Raw genomic sequence first — 24,376 nt, 5'->3', positions numbered from 1 at the left:
CCGGCACCGGCACCGGCACCGGCACCGGCACGAGCGCGCACACGGGCACCGCGACCGGTACGCGTACGTCGTCCCCCACGCCCGCGTCCGCAGGCCGGGCCCCCGACCCGGCCCCGGCCGCCGCTGCGGGGACCGAGCTGGGCCGCTATCTGCGGGCCCGCCGCGCCCTGGTCAGCCCGGCCGACGTGGGCCTGCCCGCAGGGACCGGGCTGCGCCGCACCCCGGGGCTGCGCCGCGAGGAGCTGGCGACGCTCGCCGGGGTCAGCGTCGACTACTACACCCGCCTGGAGCGGGGCCGCGAGACGAACCCGTCCGGCGCGGTGATCGACGCCATCGCGGGCGCCCTGCGGCTGTGCGCGGACGCCCACCTGCGGCTGCACGAGCTGGCGGAGCTGGCCTCGGGCCGGTTCACCGAGCCGCGCCCCACCGCGGACGACACGGTCCGCGACTCGGTGCTGCAACTCCTGGAGACGCTGCGGCCCGCGCCGTCCTACGTGGTCAGCCGCTTCAACTACGTGCTCGCGGCGAACCCGGGCGGCCGCCGTCTGATGCCCGGCCTGTGGGACTGGCCGCCGGAGCAGCGCAACATCACGCGCTATCTGTTCCTGCACCCCGTCGGCCGCGCCCTGTACGTGCCGTGGGAGGAGACCGTGGCGCAGTCGGTGGCGCATCTGCGCGCGGTCGGCGGCGCGGATCCGGACGACCCGCGCCTGGCCGCGCTCGTCGGCGAACTCCTGCTGAAGTCACCGGAGTTCGCCGAGATGTGGAACCGCTACGAGGTGCTCGAACGGGGCGGCGGCGAGAAGCGCTACGCCCATCCGACGGTGGGCGACATGACCCTGACCTTCGAGGTCATGCAGCTGGCCCGCACCGGCGGCCAGCGCCTGGTCACCTACCAGGCCCCGGCGGGTTCGGCCGCCCGGAAGGCGGCCTGGTCGCTGGACGCCGACTGACGCGGGCGGGAGCCGGCCGCGTCAGGGCCGTTCGAGGATCGCGGTGACGCCCTGGCCGCCGGCCGCGCAGATGGAGATCAGCCCCCGGCCCGGCACGCCGCGCTCGGCGAGCAGCTTGCCGAGGGTCGCGACGATGCGCGCGCCCGTCGCCGCGAAGGGGTGGCCGGTGGCGAGCGAGGAGCCCGCGACGTTCAGCCGGTCCCGGTCGACCGGGGCGAGGCCGGCCTTCTCCCACGCGGCCAGCGTCGCGAGCACCTGGGACGCGAACGCCTCGTGCACCTCGACGAGGTCGAAGTCCTCGATGCCGAGCCCGGCCCGCTCCAGCATCCGCGGCACCGCGTGCGCCGGCGCCATGAGCAGGCCGTCCCCGCCGCCGACGAAATCGACCGCCGCGGTCTCGTACGCCGTCAGGTACGCGAGCGGTTCGAGCCCGCGCGCCTGCGCCCACTCCTCACTGGCCAGCAGGACGACGGCCGCGCCGTCCGTGAGCGGCGTCGAGTTGCCCGCGGTCATGGTCGGCGACGGGTCCTTCACGCCGAACACCGGCTTGAGCGTGGCGAGTTTCTCGACGGTGGAGCCGGGGCGCAGGTTCTGGTCGCGTTCGAGGTCGCGGAAGGGCACGACCAGGCCGTCGAGCAGCCCGCGGTCGTAGGCGGCGGCGAGCCGCTGGTGCGACGTGGCGGCCAGCTCGTCCTGTGCCTCGCGCGTGACACCCCACTCGCGGGCGGTGACGGCGGCGTGCTCGCCCATCGACAGGCCGGTGCGGGGCTCGGAGTTGCGCGGGATGTCGGGGACGAGGTGGCCGGGCCGGATCCGGGCCAGGGCCTTGAGCCGTGCGCCCGCGGAGGGGGCGCGGCGGGCGGCGAGCAGGATGCGGCGCAGCGCGTCGTTGACGCCGAGCGGCGCGTCGCTGGCCGTGTCGGAGCCGCCCGCGATCGCGCTCTCGGTCTGCCCGAGGGCGATCTTGTTGGCGGCGGCGATCACGGCCTGCAGACCGGTGCCGCAGGCCTGCTGGATGTCGTAGGCGGGGGTGCGCGCGTCGAGCGAGGAGCCGAGGACGGTCTCGCGCGCGAGGTTGAAGTCGCGGCTGTGCTTGAGGACGGCGCCTGCCACGAACTCGCCCACCGCGCCGGGCTCCTGGAGCGCGAAGCGGTCGACGAGGCCGTCGAGGGCGGCGGTCAGCATCTGCTGGTTGGACGCGGTCGCGTAGGGGCCGTCCGCGCGGGCGAACGGGATGCGGCTGCCGCCGATGACGGCGACGCGGCGCGGGGCCGCGCCGATGACGGGGGCCTGGGCGGGGATCTTCGGCGTGCGCGCCATCTCGGCGCCTCCTGAACTCTCGGCCGGACTCCCGTCCGGGCACTCGACAAGTTCTGACTCTTGAGTAACCTTACTCCGAAGTAAATACCCGGGGCACCCACCCGTATCACCGCCCGCACCGCATCCCGCCTCACCGCACCGCATCTCGCCTCATCGCACCGCACCGCATCTCGCCGCACCGCACCGCACCGCATTGACGACCGCGCAGGGAGTTGGACCATGGCCGACCGCTATCTGACCTTCACCGGCACGGCCCCCGGCCGCTTCCTCACCAAGCGCCTCGGCCTGCCCCAGCCCGCACCGCTGCGCCGCTGGAGCCCCGGACACCCCTCGCTCGAAGGACAGTTGCTGCACTTCACGGCAGGCGCCACGGCCCACCGCGAGGAACTCTCCGCGCTGCTCGCCCGCACCGGTCTCGACGTGCGCGACTCCCTGCCCGGCGGCGACGACGCCGACCGGCCCGCCGGCGTCGTCGTGGACGCCACCGCGGTCGCGGACCCGGCCACCCTCGCCGAGGTGCACGCCGCGCTGCACCCCGCCGTGCGCTCGATCGCCGCGGGCGGCCGCGTCGTCGTCCTCGGCGCCCCGCCCTCCGCCGACGACCACCACCAGGCCGCCGTCCAGCAGGGCCTGGAGGGCTTCGTCCGCTCCCTCGGCAAGGAGATCGGCCGCGGCCGCACCGTCAACCTCGTGCGCCTCACCGGCCCTTCGGTCACCGCCGCCGAGTCGACCCTGCGCTTCCTGCTCTCCCCCCGGTCCGCCTTCGTGAGCGGCCAGGTCATCGAGGTGGGCGGCGCGGACCCGGCCGCCCCCGAGAGCTGGGACCGGCCGCTCGCCGGGCGCACCGCCCTCGTCACCGGCGCCGCCCGCGGCATCGGCGAGGCCGTCGCCGAGACCCTCGTCCGCGACGGCGCCGAGGTCGTCCTGCTCGACGTGCCGTCCGCCGAGGCCGATCTGGCCCGGGTCGCCGAGCGGCTCGGCGGGCGCGCCCTGCCCCTCGACATCACCGCCGGCGACGCGGGCGAGCGCATCGCGGAGTTCACCGCGCAGTCGGGGCTCGACGTCCTCGTGCACAACGCGGGCATCACCCGCGACCGCCGCCTGGCCAACATGCCCGCCGAGCGCTGGAGTTCGGTCCTCGACGTGAACCTGACCAGCGTTCTGACGACGACCGACGCCCTGCTCAAGGCGGGCGCGATCCGGCGCGGCGGGGCCGTCGTGACCACCGCGTCGATCGCGGGCATCGCGGGCAACACCGGCCAGACCAACTACGCGGCCAGCAAGGCGGGCATCATCGGCCTCGTCCGCTCCCTCGCCCCGCGCGCCCTGGCCGAGCACGGCGTGACGCTGAACGCGGTGGCCCCCGGGTTCATCGAGACGAAGATGACCGCGGCCGTGCCCCTTGTCATCCGCGAGGCGGGCCGCCGCATGAACTCCCTGGGCCAGGGCGGACTTCCGGTCGACGTGGCCGAGACCACCGCCTGGTTCGCCTCCCCGGGCTCCGGCGCCGTCAACGGTCAGGTCGTGCGCGTCTGCGGCCAGAGCCTCCTCGGCGCCTGACCTCCGCCCCCTCGATCCCGGAGCCCCGATGACCGACGCCCTCCGCCTCCGCACGGACACCCTCGACCGGGTCCCGTCCCTCCTGCCGCTCATGCTCCGCGGCGCCGCCCTCTCACCGCTCAAGCGGCCCCGCCCCGGCGCGGTCGCGCCGGGCCGCCGGTTGACGGTGCCCGCGCTCCGCGTCGACCAGGGCCATCTCGCCGCGTACGAGCGGGTGTGCGCCTTCCCGACTGGGCCCAGCGAGCTGCCGGTCACCTATCCGCACGTCCTCGGGTTCCCGCTCTCGATGAGCCTGATGGCCGAGCGGGCCTTCCCGCTCCCGCTGCTCGGTCTCGTGCACACCTCGATCGAGATCACCCAGCACCGCCCGCTCGCCCCGGCGGACCCGTACGCGCTCACGGTCGCGATCCCCGAGCTGCGGCCGCACCGGCGCGGCACCGAGGCCGTCGTCGTCACCGAACTGACCTGCGGCGGCGAGACGGTGTGGACCTCGGCCAGCACCTACCTCGCCCGGCACGCCACCGGCCCGGCTCCGGCCCCGGCCGACGGCACCGACGCACCCGACGCGGCGCCCTCGCCGCTGCCCGGGCCGGTCGAGTGGCCGCTCGGCGGCGACCTCGGCCGCCGCTACGCCGCCGTGTCCGGCGACCGCAACCCCATCCACCTGCACCCGCTCACCGCCCGACTGTTCGGCTTCCCGCGCGCCATCGCCCACGGCATGTGGACGGTCGCCCGCTGCCTCGCGGAACACCGGGCCCGCGGACCCGTCCGCGTCCGGGCCGCGTTCCGTGCACCGGTCCTCCTGCCGGGGACGGTCGCCTACGCGGCCGAGGGTCCGCGCTTCGAGCTGCGTTCGGCGCGGAGCGGCAGGCTGCATCTCACGGGCGAGGTCGAGCCGCTCGCCCCCTGAGCGACCGGCGGCGGCCCCGAGCCCCGAGCCCCGAGGGCTCACTCGGGGGGCGTCCAGCGGCGGCCGTCCATCAGGTTGCCGAGGCCGGCCCAGGCGAAGTTCATCATCGTCGCGGCGGCCTCGCGGGCCGACACGGACGCGTCCTCGTTGGCCCAGCCGGCCAGCGCCTCGGCGGCCCCGACCAGGGCCAGCGCCAGCCCCGCGACCTCCCGCTCGGCCGGCTCGGGGGCACCGTGCGCCTCCCGCGCGGCGACCGCGATCAGGGACGTCACGAACGCCACGATCTCCGCCCGCATCGCCCCGACCTCGGCGACGAACGGGTCGCCGCCCGAGCGCGCCTGGCGGTGCAGCACCGCCCAGCCGTCGGGGTGCGCGGCGGTGTGCGCGAAGAACGCGGTGAGTCCGTCCCACAGCCGACGGTCGGCGGGGACGTCGGTGCGCACCCCGGCCCGCACCGCACGGACGAGCGCCGCGGCCTCGCGCCGGATGCAGGCGGTGAACAGGTCTTCCTTCGAGTTCAGATACAGGTAGACCAGCGGCTTGGAGACCCCGGCCAGTTCGGCGATCTCGTCCATCGACGCCGCCCGGTACCCGCGCTCCCCGAACACGCGTACCCCGGCGTCCATCATCTGCCGCTCCCGCTCGGCCCGCGGCATCCGCCGCTGCCGCGTCCCCCCGGCCCGCCCGTCGCCGCCCACCCCAGCCGCCTTTCACCCCGTGCCTGTTGCACCGGTCAGCCTACGTCCGGACACGGCCGTGCCCCGCACCCCCGAGCGGGGGTGCGGGGCACGGCCGGTGCGGCGACGACCCGGGGGACGGGTCAGGCGGCGGCGGTGACCGCCTGCGGCTCGTCGCTGCCGGCGTGGTCGTAGACCTCGACCTCGTCGTCGTAGCCCGACGCCGTGGCACTGTCGTACTTCGCGTGGTCGAGGATCTTCTCGCGGGCCGACACGAGCACCGGGATGAGCGCCTGACCGGCGACGTTGGTCGCGGTGCGCATCATGTCCAGGATCGGGTCGATCGCGAGGAGCAGGCCGACGCCCTCCATGGGCAGGCCCAGGGTGGACAGCGTCAGGGTCAGCATCACGGTCGCACCGGTCAGACCCGCGGTCGCGGCGGAGCCGAAGACCGAGACGAACGCGATGAGCAGGTACTCCTTGATGCCGAGCTGCACGTCGAAGATCTGCGCGACGAAGATCGCGGAGATCGCCGGGTAGATCGCCGCGCAGCCGTCCATCTTGGTGGTGGCGCCGAACGGCACGGCGAAGGAGGCGTAGTCCTTCGGGACGCCGAGGCGGATCGCCGACTGCTGGGTGACCGGCATGGTGCCGACGGAGGAGCGGGAGACGAAGGCCAGCTGGATGGCGGGCCAGGCGCCCTTGAAGAACTGCAGCGGGTTCAGCTTGGCGACGGTCGCGAGGAGCAGCGGGTAGACGCCGAAGAGGACCAGGGCGCAGCCGACGTAGATGTCGATCGTGAACGTCGCGTAGTTGCCGAGGAGGTCCCAGCCGTACTGGACGATGGCGCGGCCGATGAGTCCGGCGGAGCCGATCGGGGCGAGCAGGATGACCCACCACAGGGCCTTCTGCAGCAGCTCGAGGACGGACTCGGAGAGATTGAGGATCGGCTGGGCCTTCGGGCCGATCTTCAGGATCGCGATACCGGCGACGACCGCCATGAAGACGATCTGCAGGACGTTGAGCTGCGTGAACGGCGTGACGACGTCGGTCGGGACGATGCCGGTGATGAAGTCGAGCCAGCTGCCCGCGTGGTCGGGCTTGGCGCCGTCGGCCGCGGTGAGGTCCGAGCCGTTGCCCGGGTTGGTGACCAGGCCGATGACGAGGCCGATGACCACCGCGATCAGCGAGGTGATCATGAACCAGATCAGCGTGCGGGTCGCGAGCCGCGCGGCGTTGTTGACCTTCCGCAGATTGGTGATGGACACCAGGATCGCGAAGAAGACGAGCGGGGCGACGGCCAGCTTCAGGAGCTGGACGAAGATGCCGCCGACCTTGTCGAGGGTCGTGGCCAGCCACGACACGTCGTAGGTACGGGCGACCCAGCCGAGCACGAGGCCCAGCGCGAGACCGATCAGGACCTGGGCCCAGAACGGCACGGGTATGCGGAAGCCGCGCTTCTGCTCAGCGGCGGGGGTGTTCGCGGACACGGATGCACTCCAGTGATGACACGTGGGGGCGAGGACGAAAGGAGGGGGACGTACTGGAGCGGCGACCGCGAGATGAGGTCGGCGGCGCCGCTGCATGGGGAAGGTCGCGTCAGGCGCGACACGCCGCGGACATGCAGCGGCAGAGATCGACATGCAGGCGCGCCACGAGCGGGACGCCCGGTGCAGTGCGGTGCGCGGCTGATGTCTTCATGTCGGGAACGTTAACACCACCCCTTTGGGGTTATCAAAGGGGTTCTTTGGGTCAAGCCCGTGGCACGTATGCCCTCATAGCGTGATGTGCCTTGAAAACGCAGGAGACGCAGGCGACCCCGGCACCTGTCAGGTACCGGGGTCGTCAGCGGTGTGAGGAAACTTACGCGGCGCTCACGACGAGGCGCCCTGCGCACGGGCCGCGTCGTCGGCGTCGTCCTCCATGGTGCGGTTCGCGTCCATGTTCGCCTTGGCGCGGTCGACGCGGGCGACGATCTTCTCGGAGGCGCGGTCACGCTCCTTGCGCAGCAGGACGAAGCTGAGCGGTGCGGAGATCACCAGCGCGAGCAGCGCGATCCACAGGTAGTTGGAGCCTCCCAGGCCGCGCGGGACGATGCCGGTGGCGACGAGACCCCAGACGACGAGGAAGCAGCCCGCGAAGACTCCGAGGCGCATCAGCGTGTAGCGGAGCATGTCAATCCACTCTTCCGTTGCGAAATGGTGCTTCCAGTGAAGCACGCCGCCCCGAGGGGCCGGCGCCGGGGTCAGACCCGCATCGGCTGCGGCTCGTCCCGGCGGGCCGGGTCCGCACCCTCGTACTCGCGGATGATCTCGTAGCGCGTGTTCCGCTCGACGGGGCGGAAGCCGGCGTCGCGGATGAGGTCGAGCAGGTCCTCGCGGGTCAGCTTGCTCGGCGTGCCGTAGTTGTCCGCGTCGTGCGTGATCTTGTACTCGACGACCGAGCCGTCCATGTCGTCGGCGCCGTGCTGGAGCGCGAGCTGCGTGGTGTGCAGGCCGTGCATGACCCAGAAGCACTTCACGTGGGGCACGTTGTCGAAGAGCAGCCGGGAGACGGCGAAGGTCTTCAGCGCCTCGGCGCCGGTCGCCATCGTCGTGCGCTCCTGCAGGCGGTTCCTGACCTTGCCGTCCTTCATGTCGACGAAGTCGTGCTGGTAGCGCAGCGGGATGAAGACCTGGAAGCCGCCCGTCTCGTCCTGCAGTTCGCGCAGGCGCAGCACGTGGTCGACGCGGTGGCGGGGCTCCTCGATGTGCCCGTACAGCATCGTGGACGGGGTCTTGAGCCCCTTCTCGTGCGCGAGGCGGTGGATGCGCGACCAGTCCTCCCAGTGGGTGTCGTGGTCGACGATGTGCTGCCGGATCTCCCAGTCGAAGATCTCGGCGCCGCCGCCGGTGAGCGACTCGAGGCCGGCCTCGATGAGCTCGTCGAGGATCTCGGAGGCGGAGAGCCCCGAGATCTTCTCGAAGTGGTGGATCTCGGTGGCGGTGAACGCCTTGAGGCCGACGTCCGGCAGCGCTTCCTTGAGGGCCTTGAGCGAGCGCGGGTAGTACCGCCACGGCAGGTTGGGGTGCAGGCCGTTGACGATGTGCAGCTCGGTCAGGTGCTCCGACTCCATCGCCTTGGCCAGCTTGACGGCCTCCTCGATGCGCATCGTGTACGCGTCCTTCTCGCCCGGCTTGCGCTGGAACGAGCAGTACGCGCAGGAGGCGGTGCAGACGTTCGTCATGTTGAGGTGGCGGTTCACGTTGAAGTGGACGACGTCGCCGTTCTTCCGCGTGCGCACCTCGTGGGCGAGGCCGCCGAGCCAGGCCAGGTCGTCCGACGCGTAGAGGGCGATGCCGTCCTCGCGCGACAGCCGCTCGCCGTCCCTGACCTTCTGCTCCAGCTCGCGCTTGAGCCCTGCGTCCATGCCCGTACCTTTCCTCACCGGAGAACCCGCCTCACCGGAAAACTCGCTCCACCGTACGCCCCGCCGGTGACAGCCCCGCGCCCTGACCTCGCCCCGGACCGCTCAGACCTCTCCGGCCTCTCAGACCTCTTCGGGGAGCTCGCCCACCCGGTTCTCCCACTTCGTGGAGAGCACGATCGTGGTGCGGGTGCGCGAGACGCCCTTGGTGCCGCTGAGCCGGCGGATGGTGCGCTCCAGGCCGTCCACGTCACCGGCGCGCACCTTGAGCATGTACGAGTCGTCGCCCGCGATGAACCAGCAGTCCTCGATCTCGTGCAGCTCCTTCAGGCGCTGCGCGACGTCCTCGTGGTCCGTGGCGTCGGACAGGGAGATGCCGATGAGGGCGGTCACGCCGAGGCCCAGCGAGGCGGAGTCCACGGTGGCCCGGTAGCCGGTGATGACCCCGGCCGCCTCCAGGCGGTTGATGCGGTCGGTGACGCTGGGGCCGGAGAGGCCCACGAGCCGGCCCAACTCCGCATACGAGGCGCGGCCGTTCTCACGCAGGGCCTGGATGAGCTGCCTGTCCACGGCGTCCATAGGACCAAAGCCTTTCATTATTCAGCGTTGACGCGAGTTTACGTGTAGAATCTAAGGCGTGCGGGGGCGATACCCCGCAAGGCTTAAAGCCGAAGCCCTGGATCACTGCAGATCCATCGATTTTCAGGAGTGTTGTCACCGTGTTCACGATCGAGATGGCCTACGCCCGCATGCGCGAGATGCAGGACCAGGCCAATCGTGCGCGTGTCCACCTGCCCGCCATCGAGCAGCGCCGCGCGGCCAAGAAGCACGCCGCCCGCGCCAAGAAGCGCTAACTCTCCCGGGAGCCTCCCCCCAGCTCTCCCTCCCAACGGCGGTACAGCGCGTGCGGCACTCCTGCCGCGTCCAGCGCCCGCCCGGCGACGAAGTCCACCAGATCCTGGATGTGCGTCGCCCCCGCGTAGAACGCCGGCGAGGCGGGCACCACCACGGCGCCCGCCTCGTCCAGCGTCACCAGGTGTCTCAGCGTCTGCCCGTTCAGCGGCGTCTCCCGCACCGCGACCACCAGCGGGCGCCGCTCCTTGAGCGTCACGCTCGCCGCACGCTGCAACAGGTCCTTCGACAGCCCCAGCGCGACCCCGGCCACGCTCGCCGTCGACGCCGGCACGATGATCATGCCCTTCGCCGGGTACGAGCCCGAGGACGGGCCGGCCGCGAGATCGCCCGCCGGCCAGTACCGCACCCCGTCCAGGCCGGCCCCCTCGAACGTGTCGGGCTTGCCGTCCGCCCCGCGCGCCAGCCACTCCCCCAGGTCCTCGCGCCAGTGCGCGTCCCGGAACGAGATGCCGGTCTCGTCGAGCAGCGTCAGCCGCGACGCCCGCGAGACCACCAGATCGACGTCCTCACCGGCCGCGATCAGCGCGCGCAGCACGGACGCCGCGTACGGCGTTCCGGACGCGCCGGACACCCCGACGATCCAGGGTCTGCGGCTGTCTGCTTTCACGTGCTCCACACCACGAGCCTATCCGGCGCGCAACAATGGGGATTTGAGCAGGGGGCCACGCACACCCGGGGGTGGGTCAGGGATGACGTACGAGAGTTCGCAGAACACCGTGACGCGATGGTCGCCGCGCGAGCGGATCGTGCCCGCGGCGAAGGTCATGGCGGGCTGGCTGGCCCTGCTGTGGCTGCTCGAGGCCGTCGACACCGTGTCGGGCCACTCGCTCGACCGGTTCGGCGTCCAGCCCCGCGAGGCGTCCGAGCTGGTGGACGTCGTCCCGTCGGCCTTCGTCCACTTCGGCTTCGGCCACCTCGCGGCGAACTCGCTGCCGCTGCTCGTCCTCGGCTTCGTCGCCGCACTCAGCGGCCTGCGCCGGTTCCTCTACGCCGTCGCGATCATCGCCGTCGCAGGCGGGCTCGGCGTCTGGCTCGTCGCCCCGGCCCACACCAACACCGCGGGCGCCTCCGGCATCATCTTCGGCCTCTTCGGCTTCGTCCTGCTCAGCGGCTTCGTGGAGCGCCGCCCGCTGGGCATCGTCGTCGGCATCCTGGTCGCCGCCTACTACGGCGCGGGCATCCTCGGCGGCCTCTCCCCCCTCCAGGAGGGCGTGAGCTGGCAGGGCCATCTACTGGGCCTGGCGGCAGGCATCGCAGCAGCCTTCGCCCTGCGCCGCCGCGGGGACGCCGCCCACCAGTAGCCCGGCCGACCGGGCCGTACCACGATCAGCCCGCAGGGCACGGTAGGCGAACCGTCCAGGGGTGAGCCCCCGCCCGTCACGCGGCGGGCAGGTCCACCTTGTTCGTGCACTCGGCTTTATCGACCATGCCACGGGCGAGGGAGAGGGTCATGCTGGCGTAGGCGTCACGGTTCTCGGCACGGCCTCTGACGCTGACTTCGAGGTATTTGTACCGCGCGTAGTCCTCGACGGCCCCGGGTGGCGGAGCCGACGGATCGCACCTGACAGCAACGCGTGCTCCCCATTGCCAGGACTCGCCTGCTTCCGCCCAGTCCTTCTGGGTGATCTTGACCCCGGCGGAGTCGATCGCCTCCCAAGCGCGCGCGGAATCGGGATTGTTGTGCGGGTTCTCCGTCCACCAGCGTGCGTGTGCATTGAACACCAATGGACCGCGCTCCTGAAGGGCAGAGCACCTGGCGGTCAGCCGGTCCTTGGCCCACTTGTCGAGCCCTTCGTTCGTGACCTCTACCTTGGCGCCGGGCTCAACCAAGGGTTCAATCGTGTCGGTAGGGATGAGTCCCCAACAGGGCGCCGCAGAAAACTCAATTCGCTCACTCTTGTCAGGTTCCTCACCACCGCTGCAGCCGACGGCCGCCACGACACACGCCAACGCGAGAGCGCTCACTGAGGAGACTCGCCGCCACGACCTCGACCGTGCAACCTTCAGGTCACTTGGTCGCATGGTTTGTCCCGACATTCTGCTGCATAGTGAGGCCATTCGAGTAGCCATTCTCACTCTCGTCCAGTACCGCATCTTCGTAGATGTCGGAGTCTGTACCCTTGGGGAAGGTCAGGTTGTCCAACTGCGCCTTCAACGGATTGAGCGTGTGATCACCGAGTGAACTCTGGTAAGCGGCGCGAACATGGTCCGCGGCGCCTTCATAGGGGTCTTTCTTAGCGTCCTCGATCTCTTCTGCCAATACGGAGTCGAAGGCCCATCCAGCCAATTCACCTGCGATGGGTGCCCGGGTGGCAGCTGCTTCGAAAACCATTCCGGCGGCAAAGCTCCCGGAAGCCGCACCTCGATCCAAGTTACGGTTGTACTCGTCGTTGGCGTCTTTCTGCTCTTCGAGAGCCGAGTCGATCTGGCCGCCAGCCAGAATCCCGTTGAGCTTTCCGTCCGTGTGAGCGATATGACTAAGTGCTGCCCGGAGGTCACCGTCCTTCACCGGGGTGTGCTCCACGGCGTACTGCATAGACCCCTGCGTGAACTCGTGCTGCGCCGAGGACAGCGTCTCGTAGCTCTCCTTGTGCCGGCCGATCGCGTCCAGGAACTGTTCCTTGTTCTTGTCCAGGTGCGCATGGGACTGCCCGTCGTAGCGAGCCCCGCCCTTCTCGATGTCATCGAGGTCACCACCGAGGTTGGCGTTGATGTCCTGGATGTACTCGGCGGACATACGCCCCATGCTCCCGCTGAGCGTCGAGGTCATCAGGTCGGGTTCGCCACCGACCTTGTCGACGATCCTCTCGAAGACGTCGGTCATCTGCTTGGTGTGCGGTTGCCGATCGGTGTAGCCGGACTCCTGCGGGTTCGCCTGGCCCGACACCGCTGCCTCGAGAGCCGGCCCCAACGCGTGCTTCGCGGGCACGGCCTCCGCCTTCTCGCCGGTACGGAGATCGAACCAGTCACTCGTCTCCTTCTGGTCGAGGAAGTAGTCGACCATTCCCTGCGCACGCCCGTGACTTCCCTTGACGGTGTCGTCGGCGAGAGTCACGATTCCGTCCTTGTTGCTGTCCTCGCGCACTCCTTCGTTGAAGAACTGCGTGGCAGCATCAGGGTTGTTGCTCATCGCCTCAAGCATGCCGGTGAGCGGATAGAAACCCTTGCCACCGGTCTTGTCGAGGTTGAACGCCAGGTTCTGATCGAGCGGGGCATTTTCGCGCCAGACGTCAGGGTTCTCCTTGTCCATGGCGACCATGTCGCGCGCCACAGAGGTCAGGAAGTCCTTGTCGTACTCACCGTGACGGATGATCGAACCCAACGCCTGGTATCCGTACACTTTCGTGCCGACTCCGGCGAATCTCGAAACGTCGACCTCTTCACGACCAGCCCTCATCAGCTGGGTGGTCCACCTGTCTCCGAGGTAATACGGGTTCGGATGTTTCGCCGTTCCGCTGTTCGTCGCGAGCCCGAGCATGTTGCCCATGTCGTCCTGGATGTGATGAACAAGCGTGGTACGGCCAGCGGCCTCCGGCCCTACGAGGGCCGTCGAGTTCAGCGACATCTTGGTGTAGAAGTCGAGAGTTCCGTCAGGCCCCAGCTTCTTGTAGAAATCTGCCGAGAACTCGGGAGATTCCGAGTTGATGTCGATGAGGTGCTCAAGTTTCTTGAGTTCCTCGTAGTGACGGGCCGTGCCACCGTCGCCGGTGATCTCCTTCGCCAGCTTCGCCGCGTACTCAGCTTCGGCGTCCCTCATGTCCGAGACCGCGGAATCACGGTCCTTGTAGGAGACTCCGGAGAAACCCTTGTCCGCCATGTTCGCGATCTCGCGGAGTACTCGATCGGCAGTGGTATCACTCTCGGTGGCGGCATTGAGGATGCGCTGCAGCTCGTCACGAAGGCTCTCGAGGTCCTCCGGAGTGTGGTCAGGTACATCGGTGCCCTTGGCAGCGCGATCGGGGTGGACGATCATCTCGACGCTGAACCCACCCTTACCCGTGTCCCGCACGGTGAGGTTCTTCTTCCGTCCGCGCTGCAGCGCCGCCTTCAGGTCGTCGCGATGCTTGATCAGCTCCCCACGCGTGTCCCTCAGGATGTTTCTGATCGTGGTGGCCTGTGTGTGGGCATCGGCGAACTCCTGCGCGGTCTTCTTGATGAACTCGCGGGAGACAGTGGCGTTCACCCCGGACCAGTTCGCCTTCTCCGCACGCCCCTTCAGCCCGCGGCTGGCCTGCGTCTCAAGGGTCTTAAGCTTCTTGACCATGCCGGACCAGTCATGGACCGCGGTCTCCAGAGCCGCGAAGTTCCCGAAGTGCAGTGTCTCGAAGTCCATCAGCCCTCCCCCTTGCCCGAGAACTTCTTGTCGTCCTCGCTGAACCCCTTGTCCAACTGGGCGATGCTGCTGACCGCTCCGGCGATGTAGTACTCGTCGCCCTTGTGCGCCTTCTGGGTGAAGTCCATGTGATTCGAGATGTGGGCGCAGGCGTCCAGCACCGACTGCAGCTGCTTCTCCCAGCGCTCCTGCACCTTGTCCAGACCGCCACCGATCTCGAAGCCCTGGGTTTTGAGATCACTGGCGGCGCTCTGGCTGCTCGCCCAGGCGTCACGACCGTGATTGCCCAGGTCCTGGAACAGTTGGAAGGCCTCGTCGCCGATCTTCGCCAAGTCACTGTGACTGACCGTGAGATCGCCCTGTGGTCCCGCGGAGGAGGAGCCGGCGCTGTCGAGCCGCATCTGCCCCGCCTGCCGCTCTTCCGCCGCAGCCTTCAACTGCTCCCATTCGTCCCATGCCATGTCAGGCGCTCTCCCCCGTGTTGTCTGTGTTCCGTCGGTTCTGCACGGCTGATGGTGGTCCACCTGCGTGCGGAGCAGTCGACTTCGTCATCCATGCACTGATCGAGGCCGCCCACCGGACCGGACGCCAAGCCGTCACCCCTGCGTCGCGATCTGCAGCAAGGTAGCCCGTCCACCACACTCTGCATGTCTCCTTGAACCGGGCACGCAGCGCGATGGCTGGAAACAGCCCACCGAGCGAGCAGCTCCTGTGCCGCGCTCAACCGCTGCCACCATGGCCTTCACGGTCCGCATCCGGACCGCGGCGCCCGCGCACGTCTCGTTCGGCAGCCGACGCGATGGCCTGGCTGCGTGGGCCGCGGCGCGAGCCGCTACACCGTCAGCCCCCGCACCAGCAGGTCCAGCAGCGCGCACGCGAACAGTGCGATCCCGATGAAGCCGTTGACCTGGAAGAAGGCGCGGTTCAGGCGGGACAGGTCGTGGGGCTTCACGATCGTGTGCTCGTAGAGGAAGGCCGCGGCGACGATGACGAGGCCGATCCAGAAGAAGGGGCCGGCGTCCGTCGCCAGGGCGTACCAGACGAACAGGGCGGTGACGACGGTGTGGCAGGCGCGGGCGCCCCAGATCGCGCCCGGGATGCCGAAGCGGGCCGGGACCGACTTCACGCCGACCTCGCGGTCCGTCTCGACGTCCTGGCACGCGTAGATCAGGTCGAAGCCGCCGATCCAGATGCCGACGGCGAGCCCGAGGACCACCGCGTCCCAGGACCAGGAGCCGGTGATCGCGATCCACGCGCCGACCGGGCCCATCGCCTGGGCGAGGCCGAGGATGGCCTGCGGGAAGTTCGTGAACCGCTTGCCGTACGGGTAGACGACCATCGGGATCACGGCGATGGGGGCCAGGGCCAGGCACAGCGGGTTCAGGAGCGCCGCCGCGCCGAGGAAGATCACCAGGGCGATCAGAGCGCCGGTCCACGCCGACTTCACGGTCACCGCGCCGGTGACGAGCTCGCGGTGCGCCGTGCGCGGGTTGCGGGCGTCGATCTCGCGGTCGATGATCCGGTTCGCCGCCATGGCGAACGTGCGCAGACCGACCATGCAGACGGTCACCAGGAGCAGCCGCCCCCAGTGGATGTTGCGGTCCAGCTCGAACATTGCGGTCAGCGACGCGATGTAGGCGAACGGCAGCGCGAACACCGAGTGCTCGATCATGACCAGGCGCAGGAACGCCTTGGTCCGTCCCGGCTGCGGCAGGACTCCTTCAGCTGCGCTCACAGCCCGTACTCCTTCCAGCGGCGGTCCACGAGGGACGCCGTACGGGGGTCGGAGGTGACCATCTCGGGCCAGCCGCCGTCCCGGGTGTAGCCCTCCTCGGGCCACTTCCGTGTTGCGTCGATGCCCGCCTTGCCGCCCCAGAACTGCTGGTAGGAGGCGTGGTCGAGATGGTCGACCGGGCCTTCGACGACGGTCAGGTCACGGGCGTAGTCCGTGTTCCCGAGCGCGCGCCACGAGACTTCATGAAGGTCGTGCACATCGCAATCGGAGTCGACGACGACGATCAGCTTGGTCAGCGACATCATGTGCGCGCCCCAGATCGCGTGCATCACCTTCTGGGCATGCTTGGGGTACTTCTTGTCGATCGAGACGATCGCGCAGTTGTGGAAGCCGCCGGACTCGGGCAGGTGGTAGTCCACGATGTCGGGGACGATCACCTTCAGGAGCGGCAGGAAGAAGCGCTCCGTGGCGCGGCCCAGCGGGCCGTCCTCCGTCGGCGGGCGGCCGACGACGATGGACTGGAGGAGCGGGCGCTTGCGCATCGTCACGCAGTCGATCGTCAGCGCGGGGAAGGGCTCCTGCGGCGTGTAGAAGCCGGTGTGGTCGCCGAAGGGGCCCTCCGGCAGCATCTCGCCGGGTTCGAGCCAGCCCTCGATGACGACCTCGGCGCTCGCCGGGACCTGGAGCGGCACGGTCTTGCAGTCGACCATCTCGACGCGCTTGCCCTGCACGAACCCGGCCAGCAGGTACTCGTCCATGTCCCCGGGCAGCGGGGCCGTCGCCGCGTACGTGACGGCGGGCGGGCAGCCGAAGGCGATGGCGACGGGCAGCTTCTCGCCGCGCTGCGCCGCGACCTGGTAGTGGTTGCGGCTGTCCTTGTGGATCTGCCAGTGCATGCCGATGGTGCGCCGGTCGTGGCGCTGGAGGCGGTAGAGGCCCAGGTTGCGGACGCCCGTCTCGGGGTGCTTGGTGTGGGTCAGGCCCAGGTTGAAGAAGGAGCCGCCGTCCTCGGGCCAGGTGAAGAGCGCGGGCAGCCGCTCGAGGTCGACGTCGTCGCCGGTGAGGACGACCTCCTGCACCGGCGCGTGGTCGGACTTCACCTTCTTCGGCGGTACGTGCGCCATCGCGCCGAGCTTGCCGAACGCCTCGCGCATCCCGACGAAACCGTGCGGCAGTTCCGGCTTGAGCAGGCCGCCGATCTTCTCGCTGATCTCCCCGTACGACCTCAGGCCGAGCGCCTTGAGGAGGCGGCGGTCGGTGCCGTACACGTTCATCGCGAGTGGCATCGACGCGCCCTTGACGTTCTCGAAGAGCAGGGCAGGGCCGCCGGCCTTGTTGACCCGGTCGACGATCTCACCGACCTCCAGATACGGGTCGACCTCGGCCTTGATGCGCTTGAGGTCGCCCTCGCGCTCCAGCGCCCGGAGCAGGGAGCGAAGATCGTCGTAAGCCATGCCGTCCAGTATCCGGCACCGGCTAACCTGGGCCCGTCACCGGGGGCGCCTTCGTCACCCCCGCCGCCGCCTCATGGGGGAACGCACGCCATGCTCCGGGTCCTGATCTTCCTGATCCCGCTCGCCCTGACGATCTTCGCGTTCATCGACTGCCTGAACACGCCCGAGGACGAGGTGAAGCACCTCCCGAAGATCGCCTGGGTCTTCATCGTCCTGCTGTTCTGGATCGTCGGGCCCGTCGTCTGGCTGGCCGCGGGCAAGCAGCGTGCGGGCGTCACCGGCGGGTCGGCGCCGTCCGCGCGGCGCCGCGAGCAGCGCACGACGTTCGTCGCGCCGGACGACAACCCCGAGTTCCTCCAGTCGCTCAAGGGCGGCGCCGCGTCGTCCCCGGACGGGAAGGACGAGGCGCTCCTCAAGGACTGGGAGGCGGACCTGCGCCGCCGTGAGGAGGACCTGCGCCGCCGCGAGGGCGAGCAGGACAAGGACTGAGACCGGGCACGCGTACCGGCACGGACACAGCAGGCACGGACACCGGCAGGCACGGACAGACACAGGCAGGGGCTGATGATGGCGCTGGACCCGGATCTCGCCCGCACATGGCTGACGACCGCCGTCGAGGAGGCGCGGGCCTCCCTCGCCGAGGGCGGCATCCCCATCGGCGCCGCGCTGTACGGCGCGGACGGGACCCTGCTGGGCCGCGGGCACAACCGCCGCGTGCAGGACGACGATCCGTCCGTGCACGGCGAGACCGACGCGTTCCGCGCGGCCGGCCGGCAGCGCTCGTACCGGGGCACGACGATGGTGACGACGCTCAGCCCGTGCTGGTACTGCTCGGGTCTGGTGCGCCAGTTCGGCATCTCGCGGGTCGTCGTCGGCGAGGCCCGCACCTTCCACGGCGGCCACGACTGGCTCGCGGAGCACGGCGTCGAGATCGTGCTGCTCGACGACCCGGAGTGCGTGGCGCTGATGACCGACTTCGTCGCGGCCCGCCCGGAGCTGTGGCACGAGGACATCGGGGACGACGCCCCCGGCCGCTGAGCCCTCGCACGGGCGGGCCCGACGCACGAACGCCAGGGGCGGCCGCGCGGCGCGCATGTCCCCTCCGGCACCCGCGACGCACAGGCCGCCCATGGCTCCGGCCGGTGCCGCCGAGCGGTCCCCCGTACTGCTCGACGGCACCGGCCGGGGGACGATCAGTGTGACCCAGACCGACGCAGAACTGGAGTCTTTTTCTAGAAATTCCCTTTAGCCAGCACGAACGGAATCTCTTGTTCTAGGCTGAGCGGCAACCATGAGTCCCAAGCAGCAGCGTGGCGCGGAGACCGCCGAACGCCTCCTCGACGCCGCGTTGCGGGTGTACGCCGAGGACGGCGAACAGGGCGTCACGGTCAGCGCCCTCACCCGTGCCAGCGGCGTCAGCCTGGGCAGCCTCTACCACCACTTCGGCAGCGTCGACGGACTCATGAACGCGCTGGTCGTGCGCTGGCTCGGCCGCCTCCTGGAGGAACTCGGCAGCGCCCTGGCACACACCCGCAGCGCCCGCACCGGCGTGCGCGCCCTCGTCCGTGCCTACCTCGGCTTCGTGCGCGACCACCCCGACGAGGCCCGCCTGCTGCACTCCGCCTACGCGGACCGGCTCAGCATGGAACAGGCCCGCCATCTGCGCGACACCCAGGAGGCCCGGCTCTCCCCGCTGAGCGCGTGGGTCGACGGATATGTGAAGGCCGGCGAGGTCGCCGACCTGCCGGCGCCGGTCCTGGAGGCGCTCGTCCTCGGGCCGGTGATCGGCCTGGCGCGCAGCAGTCTGGCCGGGGTCGGCGAGGGCGATGTCGACCAGATGGCGGGGCTGCTCGCGGACCGCATCTGGCGCGGCCTGCAGCCCTGAGTCACCGGCCGTCGAGCGCGCCGCGCAGACGCAGCAGCCGGTCGTGCCAGGCCGCGAGGCGGTCGCGGCGCAGCGCGTCGTCGCCCTCGAACGCATGGGTGAAGCGCAGGGTCGTGGCCGGCTCCAGGTGAAAACGGACGCGGCCGCACCGCCCGCCGAACGTGTACTCGGCGATCCGCTCGACGTCCCAGGCGGTGATCCGGCCCGGATGCGTGGCAGCGTCGCCGGGCGCGCGCAGGGTGACCGCGCCGCCGAGCCGGGGCTCGAGGACGTCCGCCGCGGCGAGCCAGCCGGCCAGTCCGGCGGGGGTCGCGACCGCGCCCCACACCGTCTCGACGGGGTGGGGCGCGGTCAGCGTGAAATGCAGGGTGTGGGTGGTGCCCTCGGTGCGGCTGGTGCCCTGCTCCAGGTGGTTCTCGGTCATGGGCACCAGCGTGGCGCATGCCCCCGCGGTCCGGGGGCAGCGCCGCGGGTGTCTCAGACGCCCGCGGGTGTCTCAGACGCCGGCGTAGGAGTGCTTGCCGGTGACGAAGATGTTGACGCCGTAGTAGTTGAAGATCCAGCAGGCGAAGGCGATCAGGGCCAGGTAGGCGGCCTTGCGGCCCTTCCAGCCGGCCGTCGCGCGGGCGTGCAGGTAGCAGGCGTAGGCGACCCAGGTGATGAACGACCAGGTCTCCTTGGGGTCCCAGCCCCAGTAGCGGCCCCACGCGTCGCCGGCCCAGATCGCGCCCGCGATGATCGTGAACGTCCACAGCGGGAAGACGGCCGCGTTGACCCGGTACGAGAACTTGTCGAGGGACGAGGACGCGGGCAGCCGCTCCATGACCGACGTGGCGAACTTGCCCGGCGTGCCGCCGCTCGCCAGCTTGCTCTCGTAGCTGTCCTTGAACAGGTAGAGCAGGGTGCCGACCGCGCCGACGTAGAAGACGGCGCCGCAGAAGATCGCCGTGGAGACGTGGATGTACAACCAGTACGAGTGAAGAGCGGGAACCAACTGGTCGCTCGCGGTGTACAAGACAGTGACAGCGAGGCCGAGATCGAGGAGGACCGTGATGATCAGCGGCAGCCCGAGCCAGCGCACGTTCTTCTTCAGCGCGAGCAGCACCAGGTACACACCGACGGCGACGGTGGAGAAGGTGATGCTGAACTCGTACATGTTGCCCCAGGGGGCACGCTGCACGGAGAAGGCCCGGGTGAGGACACCCGCGAGCTCGATGAGGAAGGCGAGAGCCGTGAGAGAGACGGCGATCCGCCCGTAGAGGTCACCCTGCTCGTCACCACCGGAGGCACCGGGGCCGTCCGGCACGTCCCGCGCGCCCGAGGCGGAGCGGGTGACGACCGCGGGCCGCTCCAGGACGGCGGTGCCGCCGTTCTTCTTCACGGTGACCGCGGGTGCGGCGGCGCGGGCGCCCTCCTCCTTCGCGCCGGTCAGCGCGGCGGCGGTACGGCCGACCTTGCTCCGGCTGCCGAAGATCCACTCGGCCATGTTCGCGAAGAACGACAGCAGATACACGGCCATCGCCGAGTAGATGAGGACGTTACTGGTGTGCGCGAGGTTCTCGTTGGTAGCGGCGGCGAGATTCACTTCTCAGCCCCTTCGGCGGCAGGAACAGCAGGAGATGCAGTCGGCCCGGCGGGTTCGCCCGGGTCGGCTGACGGTGCGGGATCGGGTTCGGGAGCGCTCGGTGCCTGGTCGTGCAGTCGGCCGACGAGCTCGCCGAGCTCCTCAGGGAGCTTCGCGGACTCGCTGCGACCGAGGCCGGCCATCTCGACGACGGTCACGCCGTCGGGGCCCTCGACGGCCCGCACCCAGACGCGGCGGCGCTGGATGAACAGGGAGCCGGCCAGACCGGCGATCGCGGCGAGCGCTCCGGCGAGCGCCCAGCCGTCACCGGGCTGATGCGTGATCTGGAAGCTGGCCCACTGCTTGATGTCCTTGTCGAACGTGATGGACCCGGCGCCGTTCGGCAGCTTCATGGTCTCGCCGGGCAGCAGCCGCTTCTTCAGCAGTGCGCCCTTGGAGTCCTTGAACTCCTTCATCTTGGAGGTGTCCAGTTGGTACACGTTCTGCGGGATGCCCGAGTCCACGCCGAGGCTGCCGTGGTACGCGGACAGCGCGAGCACGGGGAAGTCCAGCGCGGGGAACTGGGAGAACATGTCGCCCTTGCCGGAGCCCGCGAAGGTCGGCACGAAGAAGGCGTTGAAGCCGAGCTGCTCCTTCTTGCCCTTCGCGTCGCGGTAGCCGTCCATGATCTTGATGGCGCCGGTGGAGGTGACGTTGGAGTCGATGGGCAGCAGCGCCACGGTCTGCCGCGAGACGACCTTGCCCTTGCCGTCGCGGACGGTGACGGTCGGCGCGTAGCCGTGCCCGTTGAGGTAGACCTTGGTGCCGTCGATCTCGAGCGGCTTGTTGACCTCGATGGAGGTCTTCTTGTCCTTGCCGTCGGTGCCCTCGCTGTAGGTGACCTCGGCGCGGTAGGTGCGCGGCGTGCTCTTGTTGGGCCCGGAGCGCTCGTAGGTCCCGACGAACCGGTCGAGCTGGAAGCTGAACGGCGCGAGGTCGGTGTCCGTGTCGAAGAGGTTGCCCGACTTGAAGTCGTCGTACATCGGCAGGGCGTTGGAGAAGCCTCCGTCGCCCTCGACCATCAGCTTGCCGCCCTCGGACTTGAAGAGCTGGCCCCAGGCGAAGGCGACCAGCATCACGATGAGCGCGATGTGGAAGGCGAGGTTGCCGGCCTCGCGCAGGTAGCCCTTCTCCGCGGCGACCGCGTCACCGGCGACGTGTGCCCGGTAGCGGCGCTGCCGCAGGACGCCGAGTGCGGCGGTGCGGACCTCGTCCGGGCCGGCCTCGGTGCGCCAGGTCGCGTAGGCGGGCAGCCGGTTCAGGCGCCGGGGGGCGCCCGGCGGCCGGCCGCGCAGCTGGCCGACGAACTGCCAGGTGCGGGGGACGATGCAGCCGATCAGCGAGACGAACAGCAGGATGTAGATCGCGGAGAACCACACCGAGCTGTAGACGTGGAAGAGTCCCAGCTTCTCGTAGACCGGCGAGAGGGTGGTGTGCGCCTTCTCGAAGTCCTCGACCTTGAGCGGGTCGGTGCCGGTCTGCGGGATCAGCGATCCGGGGATCGCGCCGAGGGACAGCAGGAAGAGCAGGATCAGCGCGACGCGCATCGAGGTGAGCTGCCGCCAGAACCAGCGGATCCAGCCGATGACACCGAGCTTGGGAAGCCCCGGCGTGCGGTCCTCCGTGGGCGCGGTCGACAGCTGGGTGGCCGCCGCCTCGGCGGACTCGGCCGGCTCCTGCGCCGTGGCGGGCGCCGCCTCGGCCGCGCTCTTGTTGCCGCTGTTCGTGGTGCTCATGGATCAGATTCCCACCGAAAAGCCGTTGGACCAGGTCTGCATCTGCTGCACGAGGGTGTCCCAGACACCGGTGAGCAGCAGGACGCCGGTCAGGATCATCATGATGCCGCCGATCCGCATCACCCAGGCGTAGTGCTTCTTGACCCAGCCGAAGGCACCGAGCGCCTTGCGGAAGGCGACGGCGGCGAGCACGAAGGGCACGCCGAGTCCGATGCAGTACGCGACCATCAGTATGGCCCCGCGCCCCGCGCTGCCTTCCTGGAAGGCCAGGGTGTTGACCGAGGCGAGCGTGGGACCGATGCACGGGGTCCAGCCGATACCGAAGAGGGCGCCCAGTATCGGGGCCCCCACCAGTCCGGTCACGGGCCGCTTGTGGATGCGGAACTCACGCTGGGTCATCCAGGGCATGAGGCCCATGAAGAAGATCCCCATGACGATCATGAGGACGCCGAGGACCCGGGTCAGGGTGTCCTGGTACTCCTGGAGCGTCTGCCCGAAGAAGCCGAACAGGGCGCCGCCGGACACGAACACGGCGGTGAACCCGAGGACGAAGAGCCCCGCGCCGGCGGCCATCCGGCCACGCCGGGCCTCGGCCAGGTCGGTGCCGGAGACCCCGGTGACGTACGAGAGGTAGCCGGGCACGAGCGGCAGGACGCACGGGGAGAAGAAGGAGACGAGGCCGCCGAGCACGGCGATCGGCAGAGCGACGACGAGGGTGCCGTTCTCCACGGTGCCGCCGATTCCGTCAGCGGCCAGCGTGACGAGTGTGGGGGACACCGCCGATCACTTTTCCGCGATGACGGGGTCGATCAGCTTGTGCAGGCTGGTCTCGTTCAGCGCCTTCAGCGAGCGCGCGGCGATCTTGCCGTCGCGGTCGATGACCAGGGTGTTGGGGATGCCCTGCGGGTTGAGCGTGCCCTTCTCGAAGCGCAGCAGGAGCTTGCCCGAGGGGTCGTAGAAGCTCGGGTAGGGGATCCCGTAGTCCTTCTCGAAGGCGATCGCCTGACCGGTCTGCGGGTCGCGCGTGTCGATGCCGAGGAACTGGACGTCCTCGGCGTCGGACTCCTTGGCGACCTTCGCGAAGTACTTGGCCTCGGCACGGCACGGCGGGCACCAGGAGCCCCACACGTTGATGACGAGGACCTTGCCCTTGTAGTCCGCCGTGTTCAGCGGCTTGCCGTCGAGGTCCTTGCCGGTGAGCTCGGGCGCGTCGTGCCGGTCGTCCTTGGCGACGGTGGAGATCCCGCCGGAGCTGGTGACGAAGTTCGTGTTGTTACCGCCACCGGAGGTGCCGCCGGAGCCGCACGCGCTCAGCACCAGCGCCGCGACGGCGGCTCCGGTGGCCAGGACGGCGGCGCGGCGCGGGGTCGCGGGGGTGCGGGGGGTGCGGCGGACGGCACTCATGTGAAAAGTTTCGCATGTCTGTTTAGGGGATCTTCCGCACCCCCCTCGCGCGGAGATAATCCCAGTTCAGGAAGGGTTTGTCAGGAACTTGGCCCACCCCTGCGCGGGCTTCTGCCCGACGTCCAGAGTGCGCATTTTGTCCAGCACGGCGGGGTCCTGCGCGTCCATCCAGTCGACGAACTGGCGGAAGGACACGAGCCGCACGTCCTTGTTCTTCTCGGCCGTCTCGGCGATGTGCTTGAGCGCGCCCTCGACGGCGTCCATGTAGATGCCGCCGTTCCACTCCTCGAAGTGATTGCCTATGAAGAACGGCGCGCGGTTGCTCCCGTAGGCGCGGTCGAAGCCGGCTATGTACGCGTCGGTCGCCTGGCGGCGCCAGCCCGGGTAGTTGTGGGCGGGGGCCCGCGTCGTGTTCACCGACTGGTTGGCCAGCATGTTGTAGTCCATCGACAGGACCTCGAAGC

Annotated in this window: 25 protein-coding genes and 1 pseudogene; 8 read left to right on the top strand and 18 right to left on the bottom strand. The window is 69.9% G+C overall.

Features of this window, described 5'->3' with window-relative positions:
* The first annotated feature begins 185 nt into the window (after positions 1-185).
* Positions 186-953 (top strand): helix-turn-helix domain-containing protein, encoded by a 768-nt coding sequence (locus GTW43_RS33635; protein WP_343246194.1) that lies wholly within the window; start codon positions 186-188, stop codon positions 951-953.
* Positions 954-974: 21 nt separating this feature from the next.
* Here GTW43_RS33635 and GTW43_RS33630 read toward each other — a convergent pair whose 3' ends face one another.
* Entirely contained in the window at positions 975-2,273 is a 1,299-nt protein-coding gene (locus GTW43_RS33630) for an acetyl-CoA C-acetyltransferase (protein WP_161305767.1), read from the bottom strand.
* Positions 2,274-2,492: 219 nt separating this feature from the next.
* On the opposite strand from GTW43_RS33630, the gene GTW43_RS33625 reads away from it, so the two are divergent.
* A complete protein-coding gene (locus GTW43_RS33625; RefSeq protein ID WP_161305766.1) occupies positions 2,493-3,833 on the top strand; it encodes a 3-oxoacyl-ACP reductase in 1,341 nt (446 codons plus the stop codon).
* A 28-nt stretch (positions 3,834-3,861) separates the two neighbouring features.
* Entirely contained in the window at positions 3,862-4,743 is an 882-nt protein-coding gene (locus GTW43_RS33620) for a MaoC/PaaZ C-terminal domain-containing protein (RefSeq protein ID WP_161305765.1), read from the top strand.
* A 38-nt stretch (positions 4,744-4,781) separates the two neighbouring features.
* Here GTW43_RS33620 and GTW43_RS33615 read toward each other — a convergent pair whose 3' ends face one another.
* The 5 genes from GTW43_RS33615 to GTW43_RS33595 all read right to left on the bottom strand — a co-directional run bounded on the left by GTW43_RS33615 (position 4,782) and on the right by GTW43_RS33595 (position 9,405).
* Positions 4,782-5,399, bottom strand: a complete 618-nt coding sequence (locus GTW43_RS33615) for a TetR/AcrR family transcriptional regulator (RefSeq protein ID WP_161305764.1) — start codon at positions 5,397-5,399, stop codon at positions 4,782-4,784.
* A 164-nt stretch (positions 5,400-5,563) separates the two neighbouring features.
* On the bottom strand, positions 5,564-6,910 hold the full coding sequence (locus GTW43_RS33610) for a dicarboxylate/amino acid:cation symporter (RefSeq protein ID WP_161305763.1): 1,347 nt from the start codon (positions 6,908-6,910) through the stop codon (positions 5,564-5,566).
* A gap of 384 nt (positions 6,911-7,294) precedes the next feature.
* On the bottom strand, positions 7,295-7,594 hold the full coding sequence (locus GTW43_RS33605; protein WP_161305762.1) for a DUF4229 domain-containing protein: 300 nt from the start codon (positions 7,592-7,594) through the stop codon (positions 7,295-7,297).
* 71 nt (positions 7,595-7,665) lie between these two features.
* Complete coding sequence (gene mqnE / locus GTW43_RS33600) at positions 7,666-8,829, bottom strand: aminofutalosine synthase MqnE (protein ID WP_161305761.1); 1,164 nt, start codon at positions 8,827-8,829, stop codon at positions 7,666-7,668.
* Positions 8,830-8,949: 120 nt separating this feature from the next.
* On the bottom strand, positions 8,950-9,405 hold the full coding sequence (locus GTW43_RS33595) for an Lrp/AsnC family transcriptional regulator (RefSeq protein WP_161305760.1): 456 nt from the start codon (positions 9,403-9,405) through the stop codon (positions 8,950-8,952).
* A 140-nt stretch (positions 9,406-9,545) separates the two neighbouring features.
* On the opposite strand from GTW43_RS33595, the gene GTW43_RS38575 reads away from it, so the two are divergent.
* On the top strand, positions 9,546-9,680 hold the full coding sequence (locus tag GTW43_RS38575; protein WP_272922588.1) for a hypothetical protein: 135 nt from the start codon (positions 9,546-9,548) through the stop codon (positions 9,678-9,680).
* On the opposite strand, the gene GTW43_RS33590 is transcribed toward GTW43_RS38575, so the two are convergent.
* Positions 9,677-10,357: a UbiX family flavin prenyltransferase gene (locus GTW43_RS33590; protein WP_343246193.1), complete on the bottom strand. Its 681-nt coding sequence runs from the start codon at positions 10,355-10,357 to the stop codon at positions 9,677-9,679. The two genes, GTW43_RS38575 and GTW43_RS33590, sit on opposite strands and share 4 nt — an antisense overlap.
* A 73-nt stretch (positions 10,358-10,430) precedes the next feature.
* On the opposite strand from GTW43_RS33590, the gene GTW43_RS33585 reads away from it, so the two are divergent.
* Positions 10,431-11,042 (top strand): rhomboid family intramembrane serine protease, encoded by a 612-nt coding sequence (locus tag GTW43_RS33585; protein WP_161305758.1) that lies wholly within the window; start codon positions 10,431-10,433, stop codon positions 11,040-11,042.
* Positions 11,043-11,118: 76 nt separating this feature from the next.
* On the opposite strand, the gene GTW43_RS33580 is transcribed toward GTW43_RS33585, so the two are convergent.
* The 5 genes from GTW43_RS33580 to GTW43_RS33560 form a co-directional block, all read right to left on the bottom strand.
* A complete protein-coding gene (locus GTW43_RS33580) occupies positions 11,119-11,571 on the bottom strand; it encodes a hypothetical protein (RefSeq protein ID WP_161305757.1) in 453 nt (150 codons plus the stop codon).
* A gap of 178 nt (positions 11,572-11,749) precedes the next feature.
* Positions 11,750-14,074 (bottom strand): DUF6571 family protein, encoded by a 2,325-nt coding sequence (locus GTW43_RS33575; protein WP_161305756.1) that lies wholly within the window; start codon positions 14,072-14,074, stop codon positions 11,750-11,752.
* Positions 14,074-14,535 carry a hypothetical protein gene (locus GTW43_RS33570; protein ID WP_161305755.1) on the bottom strand — a complete coding sequence of 154 codons (462 nt, stop codon included), beginning with the start codon at positions 14,533-14,535 and terminating at the stop codon, positions 14,074-14,076. Before GTW43_RS33570 ends, GTW43_RS33575 begins: the two co-directional genes overlap by 1 nt.
* 371 nt (positions 14,536-14,906) lie before the next feature.
* Positions 14,907-15,809 carry a menaquinone biosynthesis prenyltransferase MqnP gene (gene mqnP, locus GTW43_RS33565; RefSeq protein ID WP_161305754.1) on the bottom strand — a complete coding sequence of 301 codons (903 nt, stop codon included), beginning with the start codon at positions 15,807-15,809 and terminating at the stop codon, positions 14,907-14,909.
* The gene (locus tag GTW43_RS33560; RefSeq protein WP_161305753.1) at positions 15,806-17,263 is read right to left on the bottom strand and encodes a menaquinone biosynthesis decarboxylase; all 1,458 of its coding nucleotides are present in this window, start codon (positions 17,261-17,263) and stop codon (positions 15,806-15,808) included. The genes mqnP and GTW43_RS33560 overlap by 4 nt, the downstream gene beginning before the upstream one ends.
* Before the next feature lie 90 nt (positions 17,264-17,353).
* Here GTW43_RS33560 and GTW43_RS33555 point away from each other — a divergent pair, with 90 nt between their 5' ends.
* From GTW43_RS33555 to GTW43_RS33545, 3 genes are all read left to right on the top strand, one after another.
* Positions 17,354-17,752, top strand: a complete 399-nt coding sequence (locus tag GTW43_RS33555; RefSeq protein WP_161305752.1) for a PLD nuclease N-terminal domain-containing protein — start codon at positions 17,354-17,356, stop codon at positions 17,750-17,752.
* 75 nt (positions 17,753-17,827) lie between these two features.
* Positions 17,828-18,301 carry a nucleoside deaminase gene (locus GTW43_RS33550; RefSeq protein WP_161305751.1) on the top strand — a complete coding sequence of 158 codons (474 nt, stop codon included), beginning with the start codon at positions 17,828-17,830 and terminating at the stop codon, positions 18,299-18,301.
* A gap of 253 nt (positions 18,302-18,554) precedes the next feature.
* Complete coding sequence (locus GTW43_RS33545) at positions 18,555-19,148, top strand: TetR/AcrR family transcriptional regulator (protein ID WP_161305750.1); 594 nt, start codon at positions 18,555-18,557, stop codon at positions 19,146-19,148.
* 1 nt (position 19,149) lies between these two features.
* On the opposite strand, the gene GTW43_RS33540 is transcribed toward GTW43_RS33545, so the two are convergent.
* The 6 genes and pseudogenes from GTW43_RS33540 to GTW43_RS33515 form a co-directional block, all read right to left on the bottom strand.
* Positions 19,150-19,572 carry an SRPBCC domain-containing protein gene (locus GTW43_RS33540; RefSeq protein WP_161305749.1) on the bottom strand — a complete coding sequence of 141 codons (423 nt, stop codon included), beginning with the start codon at positions 19,570-19,572 and terminating at the stop codon, positions 19,150-19,152.
* A 72-nt stretch (positions 19,573-19,644) separates the two neighbouring features.
* Positions 19,645-20,733: a c-type cytochrome biogenesis protein CcsB gene (gene ccsB, locus GTW43_RS33535; RefSeq protein WP_161305748.1), complete on the bottom strand. Its 1,089-nt coding sequence runs from the start codon at positions 20,731-20,733 to the stop codon at positions 19,645-19,647.
* Positions 20,730-22,508, bottom strand: a complete 1,779-nt coding sequence (locus GTW43_RS33530; RefSeq protein ID WP_161305747.1) for a cytochrome c biogenesis protein ResB — start codon at positions 22,506-22,508, stop codon at positions 20,730-20,732. The genes ccsB and GTW43_RS33530 overlap by 4 nt, the downstream gene beginning before the upstream one ends.
* A gap of 3 nt (positions 22,509-22,511) precedes the next feature.
* The gene (locus GTW43_RS33525) at positions 22,512-23,285 is read right to left on the bottom strand and encodes a cytochrome c biogenesis protein CcdA (RefSeq protein ID WP_161305746.1); all 774 of its coding nucleotides are present in this window, start codon (positions 23,283-23,285) and stop codon (positions 22,512-22,514) included.
* 6 nt (positions 23,286-23,291) lie between these two features.
* Entirely contained in the window at positions 23,292-23,912 is a 621-nt protein-coding gene (locus GTW43_RS33520; protein ID WP_161305745.1) for a TlpA disulfide reductase family protein, read from the bottom strand.
* Positions 23,913-23,978: 66 nt separating this feature from the next.
* A pseudogene (locus tag GTW43_RS33515) lies at positions 23,979-24,376 on the bottom strand (hypothetical protein); the annotation flags it as partial.

The sequence above is a fragment of the Streptomyces sp. SID5785 genome (genome assembly GCF_009870065.1).
Classification (GTDB): Bacteria; Actinomycetota; Actinomycetes; order Streptomycetales; family Streptomycetaceae; genus Streptomyces.
This window is presented reverse-complemented; position numbering and strand designations above follow the sequence as displayed.

Bases quoted from the DNA above. Each gene is read 5' to 3' on its own strand.
- GTW43_RS33630 (WP_161305767.1), bottom strand. From the start codon at position 2,273: ATGGCGCGCACGCCGAAGATCCCCGCCCAGGCCCCCGTCATCGGCGCG.
- GTW43_RS33625 (WP_161305766.1), top strand. From the start codon at position 2,493: ATGGCCGACCGCTATCTGACCTTCACCGGCACGGCCCCCGGCCGCTTC.
- GTW43_RS33620 (WP_161305765.1), top strand. From the start codon at position 3,862: ATGACCGACGCCCTCCGCCTCCGCACGGACACCCTCGACCGGGTCCCG.
- GTW43_RS33615 (WP_161305764.1), bottom strand. From the start codon at position 5,399: ATGCCGCGGGCCGAGCGGGAGCGGCAGATGATGGACGCCGGGGTACGC.
- GTW43_RS33605 (WP_161305762.1), bottom strand. From the start codon at position 7,594: ATGCTCCGCTACACGCTGATGCGCCTCGGAGTCTTCGCGGGCTGCTTC.
- mqnE (WP_161305761.1), bottom strand. From the start codon at position 8,829: ATGGACGCAGGGCTCAAGCGCGAGCTGGAGCAGAAGGTCAGGGACGGC.
- GTW43_RS33595 (WP_161305760.1), bottom strand. From the start codon at position 9,405: ATGGACGCCGTGGACAGGCAGCTCATCCAGGCCCTGCGTGAGAACGGC.
- GTW43_RS33585 (WP_161305758.1), top strand. From the start codon at position 10,431: ATGACGTACGAGAGTTCGCAGAACACCGTGACGCGATGGTCGCCGCGC.
- GTW43_RS33575 (WP_161305756.1), bottom strand. From the start codon at position 14,074: ATGGACTTCGAGACACTGCACTTCGGGAACTTCGCGGCTCTGGAGACC.
- GTW43_RS33570 (WP_161305755.1), bottom strand. From the start codon at position 14,535: ATGGCATGGGACGAATGGGAGCAGTTGAAGGCTGCGGCGGAAGAGCGG.
- GTW43_RS33560 (WP_161305753.1), bottom strand. From the start codon at position 17,263: ATGGCTTACGACGATCTTCGCTCCCTGCTCCGGGCGCTGGAGCGCGAG.
- GTW43_RS33555 (WP_161305752.1), top strand. From the start codon at position 17,354: ATGCTCCGGGTCCTGATCTTCCTGATCCCGCTCGCCCTGACGATCTTC.
- GTW43_RS33550 (WP_161305751.1), top strand. From the start codon at position 17,828: ATGATGGCGCTGGACCCGGATCTCGCCCGCACATGGCTGACGACCGCC.
- GTW43_RS33545 (WP_161305750.1), top strand. From the start codon at position 18,555: ATGAGTCCCAAGCAGCAGCGTGGCGCGGAGACCGCCGAACGCCTCCTC.
- GTW43_RS33540 (WP_161305749.1), bottom strand. From the start codon at position 19,572: ATGACCGAGAACCACCTGGAGCAGGGCACCAGCCGCACCGAGGGCACC.
- GTW43_RS33530 (WP_161305747.1), bottom strand. From the start codon at position 22,508: ATGAGCACCACGAACAGCGGCAACAAGAGCGCGGCCGAGGCGGCGCCC.
- GTW43_RS33520 (WP_161305745.1), bottom strand. From the start codon at position 23,912: ATGAGTGCCGTCCGCCGCACCCCCCGCACCCCCGCGACCCCGCGCCGC.